Below are 23,230 nucleotides of genomic sequence, written 5' to 3'. Positions count from 1 at the left end.
GTGTCACGCCGACCCCGACCTGCACGCGGCGCTGACCCGCCCGCTCGGTGAGGACCACGGCCCCGCACTGTCACCGCACCCGGAGGAGAGCGGGTAAGGCCGAAGCGCGGTGGGCGGGCGGGTGCCCGGCACCCTCTCAGGGCACCGGGCATCCGCGGCATGAGGGGCTGCTAGAGACCGACGTCCCACCAGCTGTGGTGGCCGTGGCCGTGGCCGTGGCCATGGCAGTGGTGGCCGTGCCCATGCCCGTGGCCATGTCCGTGCCCATGGCCATGTCGGTGGCAGTCCCCGCCACCGAACTGCGCGGCTGCCGACGACGGCGTGAGCGGCATCGCCTGTGCGGCACCGGCCAGTGGCAGGGTCGCGGCGGCGGTGAGCAGGGCGGCGGCCGCCACCCGATGGAGCTTGTTCATGATCGAACTCCTTGATGTCTGCGGGAGCGAGACATCTCGGAACGTAAGTCAGCGGTGACCTCCTGTCGCACCGAGCGTCATGCCACTGCTCCATTGAGGTGTCGAAACGGCCGTGACATGCGAGTCCGCTTGACGGGCCGTACCGTCGTGGTAGGCACTCATCTCCGCTGTTTGGAGGCGATATGCCCCGCACGGCGCTCGACCCCCTGTTCACCGCCGTGGACGCGCCCGCCTTCACCGACCGGCACCTGGCGGAACTCGCCGCCGGGACGCTCGCGGCGGTGCGCGTCCCGGACTTCCTCGACCGGCAGACGTGCGCGTCGGTGCTGGCGGGCCTCGACCGGCTGCCGACCGCCGACTACGACCACGCCCGCGTACCCACCCCGATCCTGCGGTTCGGACCCGCGCTCAACGACTACCGCGAGCCCGACGGGACGTTGGACGTCGACCGGTATCTGAAGCACGCCGAGGCCGCCGACGACGCGTGGCGGCGGGCCGGAATACGGCCGGATCCGATCGCCGCCTCCCTTGAGCGGCTCGGTTCCGCCTGGGGGGTCACCGTCAGCCCTGCCACCATCGACGGCCGACCGGCCTTCGGCGGCACGCTGCGCGAGATCGACAACGGCGCGCTGATCCACTACGACTCGGTCAACCGCGAGTTCCCGACCGGGCTCTTCGACCAGCAGGTCGTCGCCCAACTGGCCTTCAACATCTGGGTGCAGGCCCCGGCCGACGGCCGCGGGGCGACCATGATCTGGCGACACCGATGGGAGCCCGTCGACGAGCGGTACCGCGACGCCTACGGCTACCGGCCGGAAGCAGTGAACGGCCACCAGCGGGTGAGGCTCGTCCCCGAGACCGGCGACGGGCTGCTGTTCAACCCGGTCCACTTCCACGCGGTCGAACCCTGCCCCGGCCAGCGGCGGATCGCCTTCGCCTTCTTTCTCGCGCTCACCCTCACCGGCCAGTTGATCTCCTGGTCATGACACCGTCTCCGTAAGGGCATATGCCTGCCATGGACGAACTGACCTACGACGACATCAAGGCCGCCACCGACCGGATCGCCGGGCGCGTCCGCCCGGTCGCCGTGGCCCCGCTGGATACCGGCGAGATCCGTACCGGCCATCGCGAACCCCACCACACCCATGAGTGGGGCGAGCCCACGCCCTGCCATGTCTGGCTGGCGCTGGAATACCTTCAGCACACCGGGTCGTTCAAGGCCCGTGGCGCGCAGAACTTCATCCGTGCCCACCGGGAGGCCGGCGCCCTCCCGGACGCCGGTGTCACGATCGCCTCGGGCGGCAACGCCGGGCTCGCCTGCGCCTGGGCCGCCCAGCAGCAGAACGTCCGGGCCACCGTCTTCCTGCCCGCCACCGCCCCGCCGGTGAAGGTGGCCAGGCTGCGCGGCTACGGGGTGGAGGTGCGGCTGGTCGGCGCCGAGTACGCCGAAGCGGCGGCCGCCTGCGAGGAGTTCGCCGCCTCCAGCGGCGCGCTCACCTCGCACGCGTACAACCACCCGCTCATCGCGGCCGGAGCGGGGACGCTGGTGGAGGAGCTCCGCCGGCGGATCCCCGACCTGGACACCGTCGTCGTCGCGGTCGGCGGCGGCGGGCTGTTCTCCGGGGTCGCCACCGCCGCCCGGCATCACGGTGTGCGGGTCGTCGCCGCCGAGCCCGAGAACTGCCGGGCGTTGAACGCGGCACTGGAGGCCGGGGCGCTCGTCGACGTCACCGTCGATTCCGTGGCCGCCGACTCGCTGGGCGCCCGGCGCGCCTCCGCCATGGCCTTGCACGCCGCGCAGCAGGAGAACGTCCTCTCCGTGCTGGTGTCGGATACCGACATCGTCCAGGCCCGGCAGGCTCTGTGGGAGCACCACCGCATCGCCGTCGAACACGGCGCGGCCACCGCGTTCGCCGCGCTGACCAGCGCGAACAGGGTGTACGTGCCCGTCAGCGGGGAGAAGGTCGCGGTCGTGCTGAGCGGTGCCAACACGGATGCGCGGACGTTGGCGGCTGACACGTAGCGAACATACGAACGCGCGATCGGATGTTCATTAGAACGTGTGATCACCGCCGGTAACGCTTCCCCCGTGACTTAGGGGCACGCGATGCTTACGTTGTGCGAGCGGGGGGCTGCAGACTTTCGCCGCGCGACCCGGGCCAGCGGTCAAGTCCCATACCGCGCCGGGGGGTTGGTCCCACTCAGCATTCACACGAGGAGTTCGTTTCGTGAACGTAGTCACCGACATCGTCGCCGCCGTCGCCTGCTTCCTGGGCTGGCTCATCTGACGAGATTGAGTCCGACGCGAGTCCCCGCGTCGATGTGACGACCCGGCGCCGCCCTCCCGGTCCCACGGAGGGGCGGCGCTGTGTCGTTTGCCGAGCGGGGCGGCTGGTCAGGCGAGGTGCGGGATCAGGGCCTCCGCGATGGCGACCTGGGTCTCCTGGAGCTCGTCCTCCCCGTCCTCCACGTCCCACAGGGAGTTCTGGAGCACCCGCGCCAGGGTCCAGCGCATCGCGCGCTGGCGGTCCAGCCCGACCACCTCCGTCAGGAGGTCGAAGCGGCGGCGGACCGCGCGGGGGATGTCGCCGGTGGCGGCGACTTCGTCCCAGCGGTTGCGCAGCGCGGGCATCAGATCGAAACCGGGGTCGCCCGCGAGGGGCTTGGGGTCGATGGCCAGCCAGGGCTCGCGGCCGGAGCCGGGGAGGGAGGCCAGCACGTTCTCGTAGTGCAGGTCCCAGTGGAGCAGCCGGTCGCCGGGTTCGTCCCGGACCTCCCGTACCGCGGCCGCGCAGGTCTCCAGCAGACGGCGTTCGTCCGGGTCGCTCAGTTCGGGCAGGGCGCCGGGCAGCTCGGCCAGCATCGCGTCGGTGAGGTCGGCGAGGGTGCGCAGCCCGGCGGGGGCGGGGCGGGCGGCGAGGCGGGACAGCAGCCCGGCGAGCTTGAGCAGGGCCACCTGGTCGTCGGGTACGGAGGCGAGGGAGCGCCGCCCGTCCAGCCGCTCCAGCAGCATCGCGCCGGACGCGGCGTCGTGGTCCAGCAGGCGCACGACGCCGTCGCCCGACCATGCGCGCAGGCCGAGCGGCTCGCCTTCGGTCTCGTCCGTCACCTGCTGGAGCTTGAGCGCGGCGGCGGTGCCGTCCTCGCGCAGGACGGGTACGACGAGGGCGGCCGCCCCGTGCGCGGGGGCGCCGTCCGGACGCAGTCCCCACCGCTCCAGGAACTCCGCGATCAGCTTCGGCAGCGCGGCGATCCACTCCGGGCCGTCGTCGTAGTCCTGGTAGGCGGCGGCGAGTCGCTCGGGGACGGTGATGCGCGTCATGAAGGGGGAGGCTCCTCGATGATGCCGATGGGGTGACCCGGCGCGGTGATCTTACGATCGCCGTCCGATCCGGTCACCACTGGTCCGGGCCCCGCCCCCACGGCCCGTCAGCCCACGGGCTTCTTGCGGATGGTGACGTCACATGTGACGGGAGCCGTGACGGGAGCGGAGCCGGTCGTCACCTTGATCGGCTGGCTCTTCTGCGGGTCCACGGTGGCGACCTTGGGGCTGTTCTGGAGGCGGAGATGCTCGCCCCCGGACTTCCACGTGACGAAGGCGTCGTAAGTGAACTTCTTCGTCATGTCGGGGTTGGTGAGGGTGGCGGCATAGACGAGCTGCTTGCTCGCCGCGTCGTAGCTGCACTGGACATCGGACGCATCGGCCAGGCCGTTGATGTCGTCGGCGCCGGGCGGCATGGTCACGTTCCCGCCGGTGCCGGCAGAGGACGAGGAACCGCCTCCGCTGGTGCCGCCGGACACCAGGCCGCCCGAGCCGCCGTTGTTGTCGCGGTCCTTCTTGCAGCCGGTCAGTGCGGTGGCGAGCACGATCGTGACGGCGGCGGCGACACGCAGATGCCGACGTTGCATACAGAATCCCCCGTGAACAGTGAAAGTCAGGCCAGGTGGCCGGAGTTGGCAGGTTCGCGCCACCCTAGGTGCAGCCCCCGCCTACCTCAAAGTCAGGCTGGCGGTCACCGTCTCCGCGAACTCGACCGCCGCCGGGCTCAGCGCCTCCCACTGGCGGACCGCCCAGCCCGCCGCCAGGGGAGGCAGCGACGGGATCGGGATCAGGCGGAGGTCGCGTCGGGCGGCGTCGTGCCAGCCGGGAAGGGCGGGCACGACGGCGTGGCCGAGGCCCAGTTCGGCCAGCAGGATCGCGGTGTCCCAGTCCGCGACGCTCGTCGTGGACGCCGGCTCGGTGCCCTGGCGGGTGAGGTGCTGGTCCAGCCGCGCCCGCGAGACGGAGTTCTCCGGGAGCCGGATGTGGCGGATGGCGGACAGCTCGTCGGGGCCGATCTCGGCGCGGTCCGCGAGCGGGTCTCCCGCCCGGACCGCCAGCACCCACGGCAGCGTGGTGACGGGCCGCTGCTCCACGCCCCGCACCGGCGGGCCGATCGTTATCCACGCCAGGTCCACCGTGTTCGCGGCCAGTGCCTCGAAGCACGCGCGGCTGGAGTTCTCCGTCTGGAACTCCAGCCTGACGTCCGGATGCCGCTCGCGGAACGCCACCACCCCGGCCGACATGAAGTGCCGCACGGTCGTCGCGCCCGTCGTGACGCGCACCGTCCCGCCGTCGCCCTGCCGCATGTCGCGCAGTCGCCGCAGCGCGTGGTCGAGGCCGCCGAGCCCGTCGGCCGCCGCGCGGTGCAGGACACGGCCGGCCTGGGTGGGCGCGACACCGCGCGGCTGGCGCTCCAGCAGGGCGAGGCCCAGCTCCCGTTCGAGCCGCTTGACGCGCTGGCTGACCGCCGACTGGGTGCAGCCCAGATCGCGGGCCACGGCGCTGAGGCTGCCGGAGTCGCATACCGCGACGAAGGCGCGGAGATCGTCGAGAGTCATGAAGTCAAAGGTATAGCTGAAATCAAAGGGATAGCTGGGGGGTTTGGAAGGAAACCTGAGGATTGACTTGGGTGTTCGGCAGGAGCGATGATCTTCTCAGGGCCCTGGGCGGCAACCCGTCCACGGCGGCCGCGTCACGGCTCCGGACCGTATGGCCGCCACGGACGGGTGCCGACCCGACCGAGGTTGACACCCGCGCGAATGCTTCGGATGATCCCAGTCACCGCCCGGTCCGCCCCCAAGGAAGGCGGTCGGCCCGATGAGGCTCCCGCGCCGCGTGCCCGCGGTCCCCGTTCCCGCGGTCCCCGCGCTGCTCTGCGTTCTCGTCGGCGTACTCCTCGCCGGATTCCTCGCCGCCGACCCGCTGTCGCCGGACCCCCGCCCCGCGCGGCCGCCCGGCGGCGGCACCGTCGACGTATGGCTCACCACCACCTCCGGGCCCGGCGGCCGGGACGTCGTCAAGGGGCTGGAGCGGCAGCGGCCCCTGCGGTTCACCGGGCGGGCGGCGGGGCGCGGCGCCATCACCGTTGACGCGTCGCGGACCTACCAGGAGTTCGCGGGCGGCGGCGCCTCGTTCACCGACACCGCCGCATGGCTGCTGAACAGCAGCGGCGCGCTGAGCGACCGTAAGCGCGAGGAGGTGATGCGCAGGCTCTTCTCCCCGGACGACGGCATCGGGCTGAGCTTTCTGCGCAACCCGATGGGCGCCTCCGACCTCGCACGCTTCGGCTACACCTACGATGACCTGCCGGCGGGCCGCACCGACCCGGGCCTGAGCCGCTTCTCCATCAAGCACGACCTCGCCGACGTCCTGCCGCTGACCCGGCGGGCCCGGGAACTCAACCCCGCCCTCACCGTCATGGCCTCGCCCTGGACCGCCCCGGCCTGGATGAAGGACAACAAACGACTGGACCAGGGCCACCTGGCCGCCCGCTATTACGGCACGTACGCCCGCTACTTCGTGAAGTACCTCCAGGCGTACCGGGCACACGGGGTCCCCGTCGGCTACGTCAGCGCGCAGAACGAGCCCACCTGCTGCCGCGGCTACCCCTCCATGCGCTGGAGCGGCTCCGGCCTGCACTACTTCACCAAGCGCGAACTGCTGCCCAGGCTGCGGGCCGCGGGCCTGCCGACGAAGGTGCTCGCGCTGGACTGGAACTGGGACCGGTACGAGAGCCACGGCGCGCCCGTCGTCGCCGACCCGGCAGTCCGCGCCCACCCCAACTTCGGCGGGATCGCCTGGCACGGCTACTCCGGTGACGCGCGGACCCAGAGCGCGGTCCACGACGCCCACCCCGGCGTGGACGCCTTCGACACCGAGCTCTCCGGCGGGGACTGGACCGCCGACCAGCACCGGTCCGACATGCGGGGCCTGATCGACGCCACCCGCAACTGGGGGCGCAGCTGGGTCAAGTGGAGCCTGGCCGTCGACCAGGACGGCGGGCCGCACCACGGCGGCTGCGGGAGCTGTACGGGGCTGGTCACCGTGCACAACGGCGACCGGCGGCACGGCGAGGCCGACTTCACGGTCGAGTACTACACGATGGGGCACCTGACGAAGTTCGTGCGGCCGGGCGCGAGCCGCATCGCCTCGACCGCCGACTCCGCCGTCCCGAACGTCGCCTGGCGCAACCCGGACGGCTCGCGGGCGCTCATCGCGTACAACGACACCGGCCGCGCGCGCACCATCGAGGTGGGCGCGGACGGCCGGTCGTTCCGCTACGAACTGCCCGCGGGCGCGTCCGCGACCTTCACCTGGCGCGGGGACTGACCGCCCGCGGGCGGCCGCGCGGCGGGACGGGGCGGCTGAGGGCCGCCGCGTACGACGGCCAGCACCAGCACGCCCGCCGCGAGAGCCGTCAGCCCGGCGTACAGGCAGATGCGGTCCAGGCCGGCGGCGAACGCGTCGCGCACCACCGACTCCAGCGCGCGCCGGGCGGGGCCGGGCTCGGCCGCGTGCAGGACGGACTGGGCGTGGCCGCCGCTGATCGCCTCCGCGGCCTCCCCCGTGTGGTCGCCCGGCGCCTTGTCCCGCACGACGTCCCGCACGCGCGACGCGAACACCGTGCCCAGCACCGCGATGCCCAGCGCGTACCCGAGCTGCTTGAAGGTGTTCACCGCGCCGCTGGCCATGCCCGCGCGCTCCGGCGGGGCCGAGCCGAGAGCGGCCTGCACCAGGACCGGCATCGAGCATCCGATGCCTGTGCCGGTCAGGGCCAGTCCGGGCGCGAGCGCGGCCCAGTCGGCACCGGAGTCCAGCAGCAGCACGTTCATGAGCACGCCCGCGCCCACCAGCAGCAGCCCGCAGCCGACCGCCCGGCCAGGCGCCACGCGCCCCAGGAGCCGTCCGCCGAGGGCGCCGACGAGCATCGCGGTCACGCCCAGCGGCAGGATCGCCAGACCGGCCTGCACCGGGCTGAGGCCGAGGACGGACTGGAACCAGATACCCGTGTATGTGAGGTAGGGGAACGCCGCGGCCTGGAGCAGCAGGGAGGCGGCCATCAGGACGGCGAAGGACGGGCGGCGCATCAGCCGCAGGTCCAGCAGCGGCTGCCGGGTCCGCCGCTCCGCCAGGACGAACGCCACGAGCGCCACGGCGGAGCCGAGGAGGGCGGCGCGGGCGGCCGGGTCGGACCAGCCCTCCTCGCCGCCCCGGATCAGTCCGTACGTCAACGCCCCGGCGCAGAGCGTGAAGAGCACCGCGCCCGGCCAGTCCACTCGGGAACCGGGCGCGCCGCGCGACTCCGCGACCGTGCGGACGGTGATCCATATGGCGAACACGGTCAGCGGCAGGTTGACGAGGAAGATCCAGCGCCAGTCGGTGTACTCGGTGAGCAGACCGCCCAGCACCGGGCCCATGGCCGCGGCCGCGCCGCTGGTGCCGCCCCACACGCCGAACGCGACGGCACGGTCCCGCCCGGCGTACGCGGCCATCAGCAGCGGGGTGTTGGTCGCGAACATCGCGGCCGCGCCCACGCCCTGCACGGCCCGCGCGGCGATCAGCACGCCCGCGTCGGCGGCCAGCCCGCAGGCGAGGGAGGAGAGCGCGAAGACGGCCAGTCCTGCCACGTACAGGCGGCGCCGCCCGAACAGGTCCGCGGCGGAACCGGCGGCCATCAGCAGCGCGGCCAGCGCCAGTGCGTAGATGTCCATCACCCACTGGAGGGAGGTGAAGGAGGCGTCGAGACCGCGGGCGATCTCCGGCAGCGCCGTGTTCACGATCGTGACGTCGACGAGCAGCATGAAATTGCCGAGGGTGATGGCCGCCAGGGGCCACCATTTGCTCCGCATGGGAACTCCGAACTCCGTGGTAGGGAAAAGGCGTTGCCATACGGTCCGGTCGGGGGCGGAACCATCTCCAGCCGGCCCAAGTCGACGCGGCGGATTCCGACATGGCATTAGCCTGGAGCGGTGAAATCCGACAGGGGCAGGGATGGGAAGGGAGCCGGCGGACGGCCGGGGCCCGCCGCGTACGACGACCTCGACCGGCAGCTCGTGCACGCCCTCCAACTGGACGGCCGCGCCCCCTTCAGCCGGATCGCCGAGGTGCTCGGCGTCTCCGACCAGACCGTCGCGCGCCGCTACACCAGGCTGCGCTCCTCCGGTGCCATCCGCGTCTTCGGGCTGACCGACCCCGCCCAGCTCGGCGAGGTGGTCTGGCTCGTGCGCGTGGAGTGCGAGCCGGACGCCGCGGCCTCGGTCGCCGAGGCGCTCGCCCGCCGACCCGACACGTCGTGGGTGAGCATGCTCTCCGGCGGTACGGAGATCGTCGCCGTGACACGGGCGGCCACCGACGAGGACAGCGACGCGCTGCTGCTCCGGGCGCTGCCCCGGACCCGGCAGGTGGTGGGCATGACCGCGCACTTGCTGCTGCACACCTTCTTCGGGGGCCGCCACGGGCTGGTCAACAAGTCCGGTGCGCTGACCGGGCGGCAGGTCGCGCGGCTGCGCGGGCCCGACCCGGTGCGCGACGCGGCCCCGGCCGGGCCGCTGACCGACCAGGACCGGCGGATGCTGGAAGTGCTGGCGCGGGACGGGCGGGCGCGGCCCGCCGAACTGGCCGCCGTCACCGGGTGGTCGCAGACGACCGCGCGCCGTCGGCTCGCGGAACTCGCGGCCGACGGCACGCTCTACTTCGACGTCGACTACGACCATCGGGTCTTCGGCCTCGGGATCACCGCCATGCTCTGGCTGTCGGTGGCGCCGGCCGACCTCGCGGCCACCGGCGAGGCGTTGGCGCGTCACCCGGAGGTGGGGTTCGCCTGCGCGACCACCGGCCCGCACAATCTGCTGGCCTCCGTGATCTGCGCGGATGTGCAAGCGCTGTACACGTATCTGACGACGCGTATCGCGGCGCTGGGCGCCGTGCGGCAGATGGAGACGTCGCCGAGGATCCGCACGGTCAAGGGCCCGGGGCCGCTCCAGGTGGGGCCGCACGCGTCCCGCCCGCACGGGTCCGGCCCGCACGCGTCCCGGCCGCACGCGTAGGAGCACGCGCAGGAGCCCGTCGACGCGCGAGCACGCCGATGTGGCGGCCGTCAACGCAAGAGCACTTCACGTCCTGTTCATGTCAATGGCTGTGCGGTCGTTGACGCTTGTAATGAACCTGCCGAACCCTGAGGGCGCGCCATCTCGTTCTTGCTCCGCTCCCCCCAAATCCCGGAGGAATCGAATGCGTCGGCTGTCCACAACCCTTGCCGCGACCGTCGTCACCGCGGCCGCCACCGTGGCCCTGGCGGCCCCCGCCCACGCCGCCCCGGCCGACAAGCCGCAGGTGCTGTCGAGCTGGACTCAGACGGACGCGTCCAGCTACAGCGCCTGGGTCAACGCGCGTAACGACCAGAGCGCCTGGGCGGCGTACGAGTTCGACTGGTCCACGGACTACTGCAGCAGCTCGCCCGACAACCCGTTCGGGTTCCCGTTCCAGACGTCGTGCGCGCGCCACGACTTCGGCTACCGCAACTACAAGGCGGCGGGGACGTTCGACGCCAACAAGTCCCGTCTCGACAGCGCCTTCTACGAGGACATGAAGCGGGTCTGCAACGGCTACGGCGGCGCCAGCAGGACGGCGTGCGACAGCACCGCGTGGACGTACTACCAGGCCGTGAAGATCTTCGGCTGACCCGTGGTCGCGTGCTCCCCGGCCGTGTCCCGGCGGTGTCCCGGGCGCGGCCGGGGGAGCGCTCCGCGCGGCTAGCCCAGCAGCCGTTCCAGGACGACCGCTATCCCGTCCGCCTCGTTCGACGCCGTGATCTCGTCGGCCACGGCCTTGAGGTCCGGGTGGGCGTCCGCCATCGCGACGCCGTGGGCCGCCCAGCCGAACATCGGGATGTCGTTCGGCATGTCGCCGAACGCGATCGTGTCGGCGGCCGTCAGCCCCAGGCGGCGCGCCGCGAGCGACAGCCCGGTGGCCTTGGTGAGGCCCAGCGGCAGCAGCTCGACTATGTCCGGGCCCGCCATCGTCACGCCGACCAGCCCGCCGGCCACCGCCGTCGCCGCCTCGGCCAGTTCGTCGTCGCTCAGCCGGGCGTGCTGGATGTACAGCTTGTTGAGCGGCGCGGACCAGACGTCGGCGACGTCGGTGAAGGGCGTGTACGAGAGCGAGCCCTCCACCGTGCGGTAGCCCGGCCCGATCAGCACCTCGCCGTCGAGGCCGTCGCGGCTCGCCGCGAGGAACACCGGGCCGACCTCCGCCTCGATCTTGGCCAGCGCCAGACCGGCCAACTGCCGGTCCAGCGTGACGGAGGTGAGCAGCCGGTGCTCGCCGGCGTGGTACACCTGTCCGCCCTGCCCGCACACCGCCAGCCCCTCGTAGCCGAGGTCGTCCAGGATGTGCCGGGTCCACGGGACGGCGCGGCCGGTGACCACGATGTGCGCGGCACCCGCCGCGCACGCCGCGGCGAGCGCGTCACGGGTGCGGGACGAGACCGTCCCGTCGGAGCGCAGCAGCGTCCCGTCGAGGTCCGTCGCGACGAGCCGGTACGGAAACGGGGATTCCGCCGGATCTCGCCCGCTCACGTGGTGCGGGCCTGACGCACCGGCTCCAGGATCTCGCGGCCGCCCAGGAACGGGCGGAGCACCTCGGGCACCCGCACCGAACCGTCGGCCTGCTGGTGGTTCTCCAGGATCGCGACGATGGTCCGGGTGACCGCGCACAGCGTGCCGTTGAGCGTGGCCAGCGGGCGCACCCGCTGCTTGCCGTCCTTGGTCTCGCGCATCCGGATCGACAGCCGCCGGGCCTGGAACTCGGTGGTGTTGGACGTCGAGGTCAGCTCGCGGTACTTGCCCTGGGTCGGGATCCACGCCTCGCAGTCGAACTTGCGGGTCGCCGAGGCGCCCAGGTCACCCGAGGCCAGCTCGACCACGCGGAACGGCAGCTCCAGCGAGGTCAGCCACTGCTTCTCCCACTCCAGCAGCCGCTGGTGCTCGGCCTCGGCGTCCTCGGGGGTGGTGTAGACGAACATCTCCACCTTGTCGAACTGGTGCACCCGGAAGATGCCGCGGGTGTCCTTGCCGTACGACCCGGCCTCGCGGCGGAAGCAGGAGGAGAACCCGGCGTACCGGCGGGGCAGCTCGCCCGCGTCCAGGATCTCGTCCATGTGGTACCCGGCCAGCGGGACCTCGGAGGTGCCGACCAGGAACAGGTCGTCCTTGTCGAGGTGGTAGACGTCCTCGGCGGCCTGGCCGAGGAAGCCGGTGCCCTCCAGGGCCCGCGGCTTGACCAGCGCCGGGGTCAGCATCGGGGTGAAGCCGGCCGCGGTGGCCTGCGCCATCGCGGCGTTGACCAGCGCGAGCTCCAGCAGGGCGCCGACGCCGGTGAGGTAGTAGAAGCGCGAGCCGGAGACCTTGGCGCCGCGCTCGGTGTCGATGGCGCCGAGCAGCTCGCCCAGCTCCAGGTGGTCCTTCGGCTCGAACCCCTCCGCCGCGAAGTCGCGCGGGGCACCCAGCTCCTCCAGGACCCGGAAGTCGTCCTCGCCGCCGATCGGCGCGTCCGGGTGGACGAGGTTGCCGAGCTGGAGCAGCAGCCGCTGGGACTCCTCGGCGGCCGCGTCCTGCTCGGCGTCGGCGGCCTTCACGGCCGCGGACAGCTCGCCCGCCCGCTTCAGCAGCTCGGCCTTCTCGTCGCCGGTGGCCTTGGGGATGAGCTTGCCGAGCGACTTCTGCTCGGCGCGCAGCTCGTCGAAGCGGACGCTGGACGACCTGCGCCGCTCGTCGGCGGAGAGCAGTGCGTCGACGAGCGCGACGTCCTCTCCACGGGCGCGCTGGGAGGCGCGCACACGGTCGGGGTCCTCACGGAGCAGGCGAAGGTCAATCACCCCACCAGGTTACCGGTGCGTGGTCCTGAACCTCGACCTGATATTCCCTTGCGTTCCGTTTTGACCGGTTTGGGGGGCGAGGGAAAGGGTGGCGAATTTCCGCCCCCCGGAGGCGGTCAAGGAATTCCCGCGCATTCGCCGAAATGGGGCATACGGGTTCACGATGCTGACGCGGGCGCGTGACTTCCTTGTCTGTGTGGAGAGTTGGGCTCGCGGTTGTCCACAGGGCTGTGGGGTCTCCCCGCGTTTATCCACAGGCTGTGTGTGAACCCTGTGGATCTCGGAATTGATCATTCCGTCCCCGGTTGGGTGACCCGGCGGCCGGGGGAGTAAACCCGCTTCAGGCACTCTTTCGGGTGGGAATGATTCGGTTTCCCTCGCTCTAAAGGGTTGTCCGGTGAATTTCAAGTGACGGGCGGCGGGACGTGGGGCCGCGGCTGCGGGCCGGGCGGTTTCGGGGATTTGTCGACGATGCCGGGTTGATGTGTCGACTTATCCCCAGCTCGCGAGGAGCCCTGTGGATAACTCTGGGGGCGATCAGGCCCGGCCGTCCTGGCAGCGTGCCAGCCAGTCCGCGGCCGCCACGAACTCCTCGTCGGTGGTGCCGCGCCGCAGCGGGCTCACGTCCGACGGCAGCACGCCCGCGCGCGGGTACGAGCCCAGGAACCGCACCTTCGGGCAGATCCGCTTGAGCCCCATCAGCGCCGAGCCGACCCGGCGGTCGGTGATGTGCCCCTCGCAGTCCACCGAGAAGCAGTAGCGGCCCATGCCCTCGCCGGTCGGGCGGGACTCGATCCGCATCAGGTTCACCCCGCGGGCCGCGTACTCCTGGAGCAGCTCCAGCAGCGCGCCCGGGTGGTCGTCGGCGAGCCAGATCACCACCGACGTCTTGTCCGCGCCGGTCCAGGCCGCGGGCCGGGCCGGGCGGCCGACGAGGACGAAGCGGGTCACGGCGTTCTCGGCGTCGTGGATCTCCGAGACCAGCGGCTCCAGGCCGTACCGGGCGGCCGCGAACTCGCCCGCGAAGGCGCCGTCGTACCGCCCCTCCTGCACCAGCCGCGCGCCGTCCGCGTTCGACGCCGCCGACTCCCACTGCGCTTCCGGCAGATTCGCCCCCAGCCAGTTGCGCACCTGCGGCTGGGCGACCGGGTGCCCGGTCACCGTCTTGATGTCCGCCAGCGTGGTGCCGGGGCGGACGAGCAGCGCGAAGGCGATCGGCAGCAGCACCTCGCGGTAGATCATCAGCGGCTCGCCGGTGGCGAGTTCGTCCAGGGTGGCGGTGACCCCGCCCTCCACCGAGTTCTCGATCGGCACCAGCGCGCCGGCGGCGGCGCCGCTGCGCACGGCGTCCAGCGCCGCCGGAACGGAGACCATCGGGACGAGCTCGCGGGTGGCGGCCTCGGGGAGCGTGCGCAGCGCCGCCTCGGTGAAGGTGCCTTCGGGGCCGAGATAGGTATAGCGACTGGCCGACATCACGGTGGTCTCCCTGTGATCAGACGAGTCGTCCACGATACCCACGGGTGGTGGGGTGCGCGGGGCGATCGTCCGAGCTGTGGACGCGGTGGGTGGGGCGGGGCTGGGCCTCGGTGGGGATCGCCCTCCCCCTAACCGGGGGCGCGCCCCGGCCCCTCCCCGTAACCGGCGCGCGGTCCCCGGACCTGCTTGGGGGCTCGGGGCTCGGGTGCGTCTCAGGCGCGCCACCCCGCCGGGCGGGCCATCCCCACCAGCACCAGCACGAGCTCGTCGACGATCTCGTCGAGCGTGGCGTCGACCTGCCCGGCCGTCCAGTCGTGCAGCAGTCCGTTGACGGCGCCGATGAAGGCCGTGGCCGCCAGCCGGTAGTCGCGGGGGGCCGCCTCGCCGCGCTCGGCCGCCTCCACCGCCGCCGCGCGGATCAACTCCACCCAGCGGGCCCGCCGTACCAGCCGCTGCCGCTCCAGTCGCGGGCTGACGCCGACGATCTCCACGAACGCGATCCGGATATGGCGCGGGTCGCTGGTCGCGGCGGAGGCGTACGCCCGGAACGCCGCCGCCGCGCGGTGCTCCAGATCCAGCCCCTCGGACTCGGCGAGGGCGGCGAGAGTGGCCTGTTCCGCCTGGTCGTTGACGAACAGGTGCAGGGCCGCCAGCACCTCCTCCAGGCCGGCGAACTCCTCGTAGAACTGGCGGGTCGAGAGCCCGGCCGCCTCGCACAGCGCGGTCACCGAGGTGGCGCGGTAGCCGGGGGAGTCGCCGAAGAGCCGCAAGCCCGCGTCGAGCAGCCGCTGCCGCCGCTCCGCCCGCCGCTCCTGCGCCGATCTCCCCCCGTACCTGCCGGTGGGGTGCCTGACCGTGCCCGCCACTGGCCCTCCCTCGCCGCCCGCTCCAGTGGCTCGATTCTGCCCGTGCACGGGTCTTGCCGGGCGCGGGCGCCGGTACTTACCGTCGGGTAAGAAAGTCTGAACAGGAACCTTTTCACACTGCTCCCTACAGGAAGCCGGGACAAGGATCATGAGCCGTTTCAGACGTGTCGCCGTACGGCTGGCCGGGGCCGCGGCCGCTGCGCTTGTCCTCACCACCTTGGGAGGCGGTGCCGCGACCGCCGATGCCAGGGCCAACAGGGCAGGGTTGCGGGACGTTCTCCTCGTGGGCAACGGCCAGGGCGGGACGGTCAGCTTCATCGACGGCCGCACCTACCGGAACCTCGGCTCCTTCAACACCGTCCCCGACCTCGAGGAGCGGCTGGCCGGGATGACGCTCGTGGAACGCGTCGGGTACGAGACCGTCAACGCCATCCAGGGCTACCGCAAGCTCGTCGACGACATGGCCCTGTCGCCCGACGGCCGCACCCTCTACGTCTCGCGCGGGGTGCTCTCCGACGCCGTGGCATTCGACCTCCCCACCGGGAAGATGCTGTGGCGGCACCGGACCGAGGGCTTCAAGGCCGACCACGCGGCCCTGTCGCCCGACGGCACGCGGTTCATCGTCTCGGCGACGACGGCGGGCAAGGCGGAGGTCATCGACACGGCCACCGGCGAGGTGGCCACCACCTTCGCCACCGGCACCTACCCGCACGCCAACGACTACTCGCCCGACGGCACCGTGCTCTACAACTCCAGCATCGGCGTCACCTCACTGCCCAGGCTGCTCAACGGGGTCAAGGGGAAGAAGCAGGTCGTCGCGGTGGACGCCGAGACCTACAAGCCGCTGAAGACCTACGACTTCGAGTACGGCGTCCGTCCGGCCGTCTTCACCGCCGACAACCGGACCATGTACGCCCAACTGTCGTATCTCAACGGCTTCGTGGAGTACGACCTGACCACCTCGAAGATCACCCGCACGGTGACCATGCCGTTCAGCGACAAGGCGGCGAAGCTCGGCCCCGACGCGTATCCGCAGAACTCCGCCCACCACGGCATGGCCGCCAACGGCGACGAGAGCAAGCTGTGCGTCGCCGGGACCATCGACGACTACGTGGCCGTCGTCTCGCGCCCCGGCCTGACCACCGACGGGTTCGTGCACTACGACACCGACGCGCTGCCCTACTGGACGGCGAGCAGTGCCGACGGCCGCAGATGCTTCGTCTCCCTCGCCAACCAGGACCGGATCTCCGTGGTGGACTACGCGACGGCCAAGGAGGTCGCCCGCGTCCCGGTCGGCGACTTCCCGCAGCGCGAACGGCTCGGTCTGCTCAGCGAGGCGGCGCTGAACGCCCTCGACCCGGCGGCGGGTTGACCGGCGTCCGTCTTCGTGCGTGGGCTCAGCCCTCCAGTTCGTGCGTGGGCTCAGCCCTCCAGCAGCGGCTGGCCCACGTACGAACCCGGCTTCGCCGCCGGGGGCACCGCGAACAGCCCGCTCGCCTCGTGCCGCAGGAACCGCGACAGACCGTCCCCCCGGTCCAGCTTCCGCTGCACCGGCACGAAGCCCTTCATCGGATCCGCCTGCCAGGCGACGAACAGCAGTCCCGCGTCCGGCGCCCCGTCGTCCAGGAAGCCGTCGTGGTACGAGAACGCCCGCCGCAGCATCGCCGCGCCCTGGTTGGACTCCGGCGCCGCGACCCGCACATGCGCGTCCCCGGCGATGGCGAGCGCCCCCTCCGGGGTCACCTTGTTGAGGTCGACCGGGGTGGTCTCCGTACCGCCCGACAGCGGCGCCCCGTCCGACTTGCGGCGCCCGATCACCTTCTCCTGCCGCTCCAGGGACAGATGGTCCCAGGAGTCCAGCAGCATCCGGATGCGCCGTACGACCGCGTACGAGCCGCCCGCCATCCAGGCGGGGGAGCCGTCGCGCGGCACGAACACCCGCTGCGCGAAGTCCCGGTCCGACGGCTTGGGGTTGTTGGTGCCGTCGACCTGGCCCATCAGGTTGCGGGCGGTCATGGGGTGGGCGGTGGCGCCGGGCGTGCGGTTGAAACCGTTCATCTGCCAGCGCAGCCGCGCCGTCTCCCCGGCGTCGCGCTGGAGCGCGCGCAGCGCGTGGAAGGCGACGAGGGCGTCGTCCGCGCCGATCTGGACCCACAGGTCGCCGTTGCTGCGCCTGGCGTCGAGGGTGTCGGCGGAGAAGTCCGGCAGGGGCGCGAGCGCCGCCGGCATCCGGTCCGCGAGCCCGGTCCGGCCGAAGAACGACCGGCCGAAGCCGAAGGTGACGGTGAGCGAGGACGGACCCGCGTCCAGCGCGATCCCGGTGTCCGCGTCCCCGGCCTGCGGCTCGCCCGCCATCAGCAGCCGTGCCGTCGCCGACCAGCGGCGCAGCAGCGCGGCGGCCGCCTTGCGGTCCGCACCGGGCGCGAGGTCGAAGGCCAGCAGGTGGCCGCGGGCCTGGAGCGGGGTGGTGATGCCGGCCTGGTGGGCGGTGTGTCCGCCGTTCTCGCCGTTCTCGCCGCTTTCGTCCTGGCCGCCGTCGAACGCGACCGAGGCCGAGCCGAGGGCGGTGAGCGGGGTCGGCGCGGCGTCGCGCACCGCCTCGGCGGTGGCGGCACCGGCGCCGCCGCCGACGACGAGCCCGGCGGCGCCCGCGGCACCGGCGGTGCCGAGCAGCCTGCGCCGGGAGACGCCGGGGGGCGCGGTGGCCTGGGCGGCGCCGGCGCTCGCCTCCGCGGCGTCCGGCTTCGGGCCCGCGTCGGCCTTGGCGCTCGTTGTCTTGGCCCCGGATGAGGTCTTCGCGGTCTTCGCCGCCGTCTTCGGCGTGGTCTTGCCTGTTCGCTTGGTCATCAGCTGATCTTCACTGTCTTGATCTCGGTCACCTGGTCGATGTCCGAGGTCCGTACGGTCAGGGAGAGCTGCCATGCCCCGGGCACCGGCAACTGGAAGCGGTCGGCGCCCAAGTGCCCGGTGGACAGACGGGCCAGGGGGACGGGGAGTGGGCCGATGTCCTGCTTCCGCTGCGTCAGCGACAGCTTGATCTCCGCCACGTCCACCGGGCGCCCGGCGGCGTCGGTGAGGTACACGTGCACCTCGTTGTCGCCCTTACGGGCCGGGTCGAGGGTGATCTCGGCGCTGCCCCGGCCGCTCTTGCTGCCCGTGTCGTAAGGGATCTTGACGCTGACGGGCCCGGCGGCGGGCGCCGTCTTCCCGGCCGCCGCCTGCTCGGTCTCGGCGCGGCCCGGCTGGGTGCCGGTCAGTACGGTCGTCACGGCCAGCAGGACGACGGCGATGGCCGTCTCGGCGAGCACGGATCGGCGCAGGGCGCCGCGTTCGGGATCGGCGTCGCGCCGCCGCTGGGCGGCGGTCTGGTCCATCGCGGCCCGCTGCCGGGCGAGCTGCGCGGCACGGACGGGGTCGGCGGAGGGGGCGTCGGGGGTGTCGGCGGTGGTGTTCGGGGCCGCGTCCGTGCGGGGCGTGGCCGCCGCTCCCGCCGCCGCCTCAGGTTCCCGTTCCCCTTCCCGTTCGCGTTCCCGTTCGCGGTCCCGTGCCGGGTCGGTCAGGCGCCCGGTCCAGCGGCGCGAGACGGCGGCGACCGCGACGAGCGCCGCCACCAGCCCCACCTTCACCAGCAGCCACTTCCCGTACTCCGTACCGGTCAGCGCGTTCCAACTGCCCACCTGCCGCCACGACTGGTACAGCCCCGTCGCGACCAGGACGAGCACCGCGCTGAACGCCAGGCGCGAGAAGCGCCGTACCGCCGCGGCCGGGAGCGGCTCGCCCGCGCGGAGCGTCATCAGCAGGGCGAGCAGGCCGCCCAGCCACACCGCGACCGCCAGCAGGTGCGCCACGTCGACCGGCATGGCCAGCCACGGCTGGATGCCGACCGACGCGTGTTCGGCCATCGCCCAGGTCGCGCCGAGCCCGGCCGCGACGACCGCGCCGCCGATGCCGAGGCCGAAGGCGAGGTCCCGGCGAGCCCGGCGGGCGGCCGCGCTGTCGTTCCCGTCGCTCCCCTCGCCCTTCTCGTTCTCGGCCTGCCGCGCGTACGTACCGAACAGGACGGCCAGGAACACCGCCGCCGCGCCGAGCAGCAGCAGTCGGGACAGCAGGGCCGAGCCCGGTTTGGTGGACAGCACGTCGTCCAGCGCGCCGAGATCGAAGGCCGCGCCGACGCCGTCCCCGTTCACGTACGGGCCGCGCAGCAGCAATTGCAGCAGGGTGGCGGTGAACAGGGTCGCCCAGCCGCCCGCCGCGACCCGTGCCACCGGGCGCGCGGACCGGCACACCCCGGCGAACAGGCAGCCGCCGACGAGGGCGGCGAAGCCCGCGTAGGCGGCGTACCTGGCGATGCCGTACAGCAGGTCGACCGCGGCGTCCGGCTCCGCGGTCGTCGGCACCGACACCGAGGTCTTCGACGGCGCGCCGATGGAGAAGGTGAACGCGCCGCCCACCGGATGGCTGTCCTCCGAGACCGCCTGCCACGCCACCGTGTACGTGCCGTCCGCCAGCCCGGAGCGCAGCGCGACCGACGCCGTGGACGACTTGCCGTCCACATGGCCGGGCTTGCCGGTGTCCACCCGCTTGGCGTGCGGGTCGAGGACCCGTACCGAGTCCTTGGACAGCAGCACCCCTTCGGAGAAGGTGAGCGTCACCCGCGCCGGGGCGTCCGGCAGCACCGTGCCCTGAGTGGGGTCGGTCCCGGTGAGCGCGGCGTGCGCGGCGGCGGGCGCGGCGCCGTAGCCCACGGTCCACAGCAGCGCGGCGAGCAGCGTGCCGCATATCGACAGCAGCCGCCGGGCGGTTACGGAGGTCGCGGTCACGGAGGCCATCGGGCGTCAGTCCTCGGGGCGGTACGTCGTGGGCTGGACCGGGACCTCGACCTCGATGGGACCGGAGGCGGCGAAGTGCAGCGTGAAGCGGACCTTCTCGCCGACCTTCGGCTTGTGCGACAGCTTGCCCAGCATCAGGTGGCTGCCGCCCGAGGCGAGCTTCAGCTCCCCGCCCGCGGGGACCTTCATCGTGGCCACGTGCCGCATGCGCGTGCCCTCGGTGGCGTGCAGGGTGACGTCGTCGCTCAGCGGGGTGGTGACGGAGGTGAGCTCGTCGGCGGCACCGCCGGTGTTCCGTACGGTCAGGAAGCCGGCGGCCATGTCGGGCATGGCGGGCTGGGGCAGGTACGCGCCGCTGACCGACAACCGGGGTCCCGTCGGCTTGCTCTCCGCGTTCTTGCCGCCGTCGTCTCCGCCGCCGCAGGCGGTGAGGGCGAGGCTCAGGGACAGGGCGGCCACGGCGGCGGCAGCGGCGCCGCGTACGGCGCGCGTCACGGGTTCACACCCTTCACGATCTTCGGCAGGTCCTTGACGTAGGTCGCCGTGTCGGTGTCCGTCGTGTAGATCCAGCGGCCCTTGTCGTCCTTCGGCGAGAAGCCGACGACCTCGGCGCCGTGGTTGACGGTGATGCTGCCGTCCTTCTCCTTCTTGGGCTTCTCGACGAAGATGCCCACCGACTTGGCGGCGGCCGAGATGGTGTCGAAGTCGCCCGTCAGGCCGACGAAGTCCTTGCCGCCCTGGCCGTCCAGCCAGGAGCGCATCCGCTTGGGGGTGTCCCGGGCCGGGTCGGTGGTCACGAAGATCACCTGGAGCTGCTCGCGCTCCTGCTGCGTCATCTTCTGCTCGGCGATGGCGATGTTGCTCATGACGAGGGAGCAGACGTCGGGGCAGTAGGTGTAGCCGAAGTAGATCAGGGTCGGCTTGCCCTTGGTCCGCTTCAGCAGGTCGTACTCCTTGCCCTCGGTGTCGGTCAGCACCAGGTCGGGCTTGGTCTTGGGATTGTCGAGGACGATGGCGCCCTTCTTCTTGCTGCCGTCGGACACGTCGGCGACGGCGCCGCCGTCGCCGCTCTTGCCGCTGCCGTCTTCGGAGCCGCAGGCGGTGAGGGAGAGCGCGGCCGCGGCGGCGAGGGCCGCGGCCAGGGTCTTGGTGCGCATGGGGTGGTTTCCTCGGGTGAGAAATGAAGATCGAAGGGGGCCGCCGGGGGCGCGCCGCGGGGCTCGCTTCCGGTCGGGCGCGGGCCCGGCGGTCGTCGGTGCGTTCCGGGTCGGGCGTACGCCCGCGGTCTTCGTCGTGTTCCGGGTCAGGAGGCGGAGCGGCGGCGCGTGGCGAAGACGCCGAACGCGACTCCCGCGGCGCCGACGACGATGCCCGCGATGCCCAGGACCCGGGCGGTGGTGTCGCTGCTGTCACCCGTCTCCGCGGCCGCCTTCCGCTCACCGCCGTCCTCGGAGCCGTCGTGGCCGCTGCCGGAGGCGCCGGAACCGTGGTGGCCCGCACCGTCCGCGGGCGCCACGAGGTTCAGCACCGGAGCCGGGTTCTCGGGCTCCGGCGCGCCCTCCTTGGGCTCCTCGATCCAGCGCACGACCTCCTTGTTGTCGTACGTCTGGAGGGCCTTGAAGACCAGCCGGTCGGCGTCCTCGGGCAGCTGGCCGACCGACACGGGGAACTGCTGGAAGGTCCCGGGCGCGATGCCGCCGTCCTTGTCGGCGGTCCAGGTGACCTTGCTGACCGCCTCGTTGATCTCCTCGCCGTGCATCTTGATCGGCTTGTCGAGCTTGGACTTGTCGACCTTGACCGTCCAGCCGGGGACGGGCTGCGGCATCACCGAGGCGAGCGGGTGGTCGGTGGGCACGGTGACCTCGAGCTTGACGGTCGAGGCGTTGGGCCGCTCGTTGGGGACCTTGAAGTTGATGACGCTGTAGCCGCCCTTCTCGGCCTCCTTGGGATTCACGCTGACGTGCGCGAAGGCGGGGGCGGCGGAGAGCAGGACGACGGCACCGGCGGCGATGCCGCCGAGCAGGGGGAGGCGGCGAAGCGGGCGCATGGCGTTCATGAGAGAGAACTCCGGGGAGGACGAGGATCCCCACGGGGATCCGCACAGGTGGAAGAGGGGGCAAGCGGTGGCGGCGCGTACGGCGGCACCCACGGCTACGGCGGCCCGTCGGCGAGACGGGGCGGCGACACGACGGGACGGCGCCACGACGACGTGACGGGCCGACGTGACGACGCCACGACGACGCGAGGCACGACCGCGCGACGGCACGGTGCCGGGACGACGCGATGAGCGGCGCGACGACGACCCGACGGTCACGGCCACGACGACCCAGACGACCCAACGGTCAGACCGGACCGAGCTGGACCGGACCGAGCCGGATTGGACCGGACCGGGCCGGACTGGACCGGGCTGGACGGGTCAGGCCGCCAGGTCGAAACGCGGCGGACCCCGTCTGATCACGCTGTGCTGGAGCGCCACGGTGTGCGTGGGCCCGAGTTCGTCCCGCCGGTCCGCGCGGCTCACCCGCACCCCGGTCAGGGGTTCCGGGCGCAGCAGCCCGGTACGCAGAGCGCGCACCAGACGCAGCGCGGCGCGCAGCGCCCGTACGCCCACCCCGGCCGTCGACAGCCGTACCACCCGCCACAGCGCCGCCTCGCCGCGCCGCAGCAACCACCCGGCGGCCAGCGCCGCGAGCAGGTGCCCCAGCACCATCGAGGGCGAGGGCGGCAGAGTCTCCAGGAGCGACGGGTGCGCGGCGGGCCCGGCGGCGCCGGCGTGCGCGCCGCCGTGGGCGGTGGGGTCGATGCCGGCGTTGGTCACGATCTGGTGCGCTCGGGCGGCGTCCAGCCGCCCAGGGGCCGACTCGCACAGCAGCTTCGCGGCGAGGGCGATCACCCGGCTCTCGGAACCGTCGGCGCCGCGCGCCTGCGCCATCGCCGACCCCTGCTGGGCCAGCCCGAACAGGGTGTGCAGAGCGAGCTGCCCCAGTGCCAGCGCCGCGGCGATCCCCGGCAGCGACCGTTCCCGCCCGGCGAGCGCCACGACCACGGCGAACACGCCCAGCCCCCCGGCGGCCAGCGTCCACAGCGGGACGGGCGCGCAGGAGGCGAGCGCATGCCCGCCGGCGGCCAGCGCGACGCACGCGGCGGTGAACACCGCGGCCCGCAGCAGCCGCAGACCCACTCCGGCGCGCACGACCGGCCGCAGGGACACGGGGCTCCCTGAGGTACGGCGACCGGGCGTCGGGTAGGCAGGCATGGCTGCGCCATCATCCCACCGGGTCGCGGGATTCCCGACGGCAGGGGTATAAGGGGCGCGGACGCCAAGATCGACCCAGTCCGGACCGGGCGGGGGCGGGGCGGCCCCCGCGGGGGACACCCGGCCGCGCAACCGGACGGCCACCCGAACGGCCCCGGCGCCGACACCCGGATGGCCCTCCCGCGCCCCTCAT

Annotated in this window: 21 protein-coding genes; 6 read left to right on the top strand and 15 right to left on the bottom strand. The window is 72.7% G+C overall.

Going from position 1 to position 23,230, the window contains the following annotated elements:
* Window positions 1-170: 170 nt before the first annotated feature.
* Window positions 171-413, bottom strand: coding sequence for a hypothetical protein (locus ACQUSR_RS15705; protein ID WP_431043188.1), 243 nt, complete (start codon window positions 411-413; stop codon window positions 171-173).
* A gap of 182 nt (window positions 414-595) precedes the next feature.
* On the opposite strand from ACQUSR_RS15705, the gene ACQUSR_RS15700 reads away from it, so the two are divergent.
* Window positions 596-1,399 (top strand): L-gamma-glutamyl-L-propargylglycine hydroxylase BesE, encoded by an 804-nt coding sequence (locus tag ACQUSR_RS15700; RefSeq protein ID WP_431043187.1) that lies wholly within the window; start codon window positions 596-598, stop codon window positions 1,397-1,399.
* 29 nt (window positions 1,400-1,428) lie between these two features.
* The gene (locus ACQUSR_RS15695) at window positions 1,429-2,436 is read left to right on the top strand and encodes a serine/threonine dehydratase (RefSeq protein ID WP_431043186.1); all 1,008 of its coding nucleotides are present in this window, start codon (window positions 1,429-1,431) and stop codon (window positions 2,434-2,436) included.
* 372 nt (window positions 2,437-2,808) lie between these two features.
* Here the strand turns inward: ACQUSR_RS15695 and ACQUSR_RS15690 are convergent, their stop codons facing one another.
* The 3 genes from ACQUSR_RS15690 to ACQUSR_RS15680 form a co-directional block, all read right to left on the bottom strand.
* Window positions 2,809-3,735 carry an aminoglycoside phosphotransferase family protein gene (locus ACQUSR_RS15690; protein WP_431043185.1) on the bottom strand — a complete coding sequence of 309 codons (927 nt, stop codon included), beginning with the start codon at window positions 3,733-3,735 and terminating at the stop codon, window positions 2,809-2,811.
* Between the two features lie 107 nt (window positions 3,736-3,842).
* Window positions 3,843-4,322 (bottom strand): hypothetical protein, encoded by a 480-nt coding sequence (locus ACQUSR_RS15685; protein WP_431043184.1) that lies wholly within the window; start codon window positions 4,320-4,322, stop codon window positions 3,843-3,845.
* 81 nt (window positions 4,323-4,403) lie between these two features.
* Window positions 4,404-5,294 (bottom strand): LysR family transcriptional regulator, encoded by an 891-nt coding sequence (locus tag ACQUSR_RS15680; protein ID WP_431043183.1) that lies wholly within the window; start codon window positions 5,292-5,294, stop codon window positions 4,404-4,406.
* 259 nt (window positions 5,295-5,553) lie between these two features.
* Between ACQUSR_RS15680 and ACQUSR_RS15675 the strand changes: the two genes are divergently transcribed.
* Window positions 5,554-7,065: a glycoside hydrolase family 30 protein gene (locus tag ACQUSR_RS15675; protein ID WP_431043182.1), complete on the top strand. Its 1,512-nt coding sequence runs from the start codon at window positions 5,554-5,556 to the stop codon at window positions 7,063-7,065.
* Here ACQUSR_RS15675 and ACQUSR_RS15670 read toward each other — a convergent pair.
* Window positions 7,014-8,585 (bottom strand): MFS transporter, encoded by a 1,572-nt coding sequence (locus ACQUSR_RS15670; RefSeq protein WP_431043181.1) that lies wholly within the window; start codon window positions 8,583-8,585, stop codon window positions 7,014-7,016. The genes ACQUSR_RS15675 and ACQUSR_RS15670 overlap by 52 nt on opposite strands.
* A 120-nt stretch (window positions 8,586-8,705) precedes the next feature.
* Here ACQUSR_RS15670 and ACQUSR_RS15665 point away from each other — a divergent pair, with 120 nt between their 5' ends.
* On the top strand, window positions 8,706-9,782 hold the full coding sequence (locus ACQUSR_RS15665) for an Lrp/AsnC family transcriptional regulator (RefSeq protein ID WP_431043180.1): 1,077 nt from the start codon (window positions 8,706-8,708) through the stop codon (window positions 9,780-9,782).
* 184 nt (window positions 9,783-9,966) lie between these two features.
* Entirely contained in the window at window positions 9,967-10,416 is a 450-nt protein-coding gene (locus ACQUSR_RS15660; protein ID WP_431043179.1) for a phospholipase, read from the top strand.
* Window positions 10,417-10,487: 71 nt separating this feature from the next.
* Here ACQUSR_RS15660 and ACQUSR_RS15655 read toward each other — a convergent pair whose 3' ends face one another.
* From ACQUSR_RS15655 to ACQUSR_RS15640, 4 genes are all read right to left on the bottom strand, one after another.
* Window positions 10,488-11,312: an HAD family hydrolase gene (locus tag ACQUSR_RS15655; RefSeq protein WP_431043178.1), complete on the bottom strand. Its 825-nt coding sequence runs from the start codon at window positions 11,310-11,312 to the stop codon at window positions 10,488-10,490.
* The gene (gene serS, locus ACQUSR_RS15650) at window positions 11,309-12,610 is read right to left on the bottom strand and encodes a serine--tRNA ligase (RefSeq protein WP_431043177.1); all 1,302 of its coding nucleotides are present in this window, start codon (window positions 12,608-12,610) and stop codon (window positions 11,309-11,311) included. Before serS ends, ACQUSR_RS15655 begins: the two co-directional genes overlap by 4 nt.
* 537 nt (window positions 12,611-13,147) lie before the next feature.
* Window positions 13,148-14,083, bottom strand: a complete 936-nt coding sequence (pheA, locus tag ACQUSR_RS15645; RefSeq protein WP_431047613.1) for a prephenate dehydratase — start codon at window positions 14,081-14,083, stop codon at window positions 13,148-13,150.
* Window positions 14,084-14,298: 215 nt separating this feature from the next.
* Window positions 14,299-14,952, bottom strand: a complete 654-nt coding sequence (locus ACQUSR_RS15640; RefSeq protein WP_431043176.1) for a TetR/AcrR family transcriptional regulator — start codon at window positions 14,950-14,952, stop codon at window positions 14,299-14,301.
* 148 nt (window positions 14,953-15,100) lie between these two features.
* On the opposite strand from ACQUSR_RS15640, the gene ACQUSR_RS15635 reads away from it, so the two are divergent.
* Window positions 15,101-16,324, top strand: coding sequence for a YncE family protein (locus tag ACQUSR_RS15635; RefSeq protein ID WP_431043175.1), 1,224 nt, complete (start codon window positions 15,101-15,103; stop codon window positions 16,322-16,324).
* Between the two features lie 50 nt (window positions 16,325-16,374).
* Here ACQUSR_RS15635 and efeB read toward each other — a convergent pair whose 3' ends face one another.
* From efeB to ACQUSR_RS15605, 6 genes are all read right to left on the bottom strand, one after another.
* Window positions 16,375-17,799 (bottom strand): iron uptake transporter deferrochelatase/peroxidase subunit, encoded by a 1,425-nt coding sequence (efeB, locus tag ACQUSR_RS15630; protein ID WP_431043174.1) that lies wholly within the window; start codon window positions 17,797-17,799, stop codon window positions 16,375-16,377.
* Complete coding sequence (locus ACQUSR_RS15625) at window positions 17,799-19,781, bottom strand: copper resistance protein CopC (protein ID WP_431043173.1); 1,983 nt, start codon at window positions 19,779-19,781, stop codon at window positions 17,799-17,801. The genes efeB and ACQUSR_RS15625 overlap by 1 nt, the downstream gene beginning before the upstream one ends.
* 6 nt (window positions 19,782-19,787) lie before the next feature.
* Window positions 19,788-20,276 (bottom strand): copper chaperone PCu(A)C, encoded by a 489-nt coding sequence (locus tag ACQUSR_RS15620; protein ID WP_431043172.1) that lies wholly within the window; start codon window positions 20,274-20,276, stop codon window positions 19,788-19,790.
* Window positions 20,273-20,938 carry an SCO family protein gene (locus ACQUSR_RS15615; RefSeq protein WP_431043171.1) on the bottom strand — a complete coding sequence of 222 codons (666 nt, stop codon included), beginning with the start codon at window positions 20,936-20,938 and terminating at the stop codon, window positions 20,273-20,275. The genes ACQUSR_RS15620 and ACQUSR_RS15615 overlap by 4 nt, the downstream gene beginning before the upstream one ends.
* Window positions 20,939-21,084: 146 nt before the next feature.
* On the bottom strand, window positions 21,085-21,837 hold the full coding sequence (locus tag ACQUSR_RS15610) for a YcnI family protein (protein ID WP_431043170.1): 753 nt from the start codon (window positions 21,835-21,837) through the stop codon (window positions 21,085-21,087).
* Between the two features lie 360 nt (window positions 21,838-22,197).
* Entirely contained in the window at window positions 22,198-22,992 is a 795-nt protein-coding gene (locus tag ACQUSR_RS15605; RefSeq protein ID WP_431043169.1) for a hypothetical protein, read from the bottom strand.
* Window positions 22,993-23,230: the final 238 nt, after the last annotated feature.

It is taken from the genome of Streptomyces sp. P1-3 (assembly GCF_050613155.1).
Classification (GTDB): Bacteria; Actinomycetota; Actinomycetes; order Streptomycetales; family Streptomycetaceae; genus Streptomyces.
This window is presented reverse-complemented; position numbering and strand designations above follow the sequence as displayed.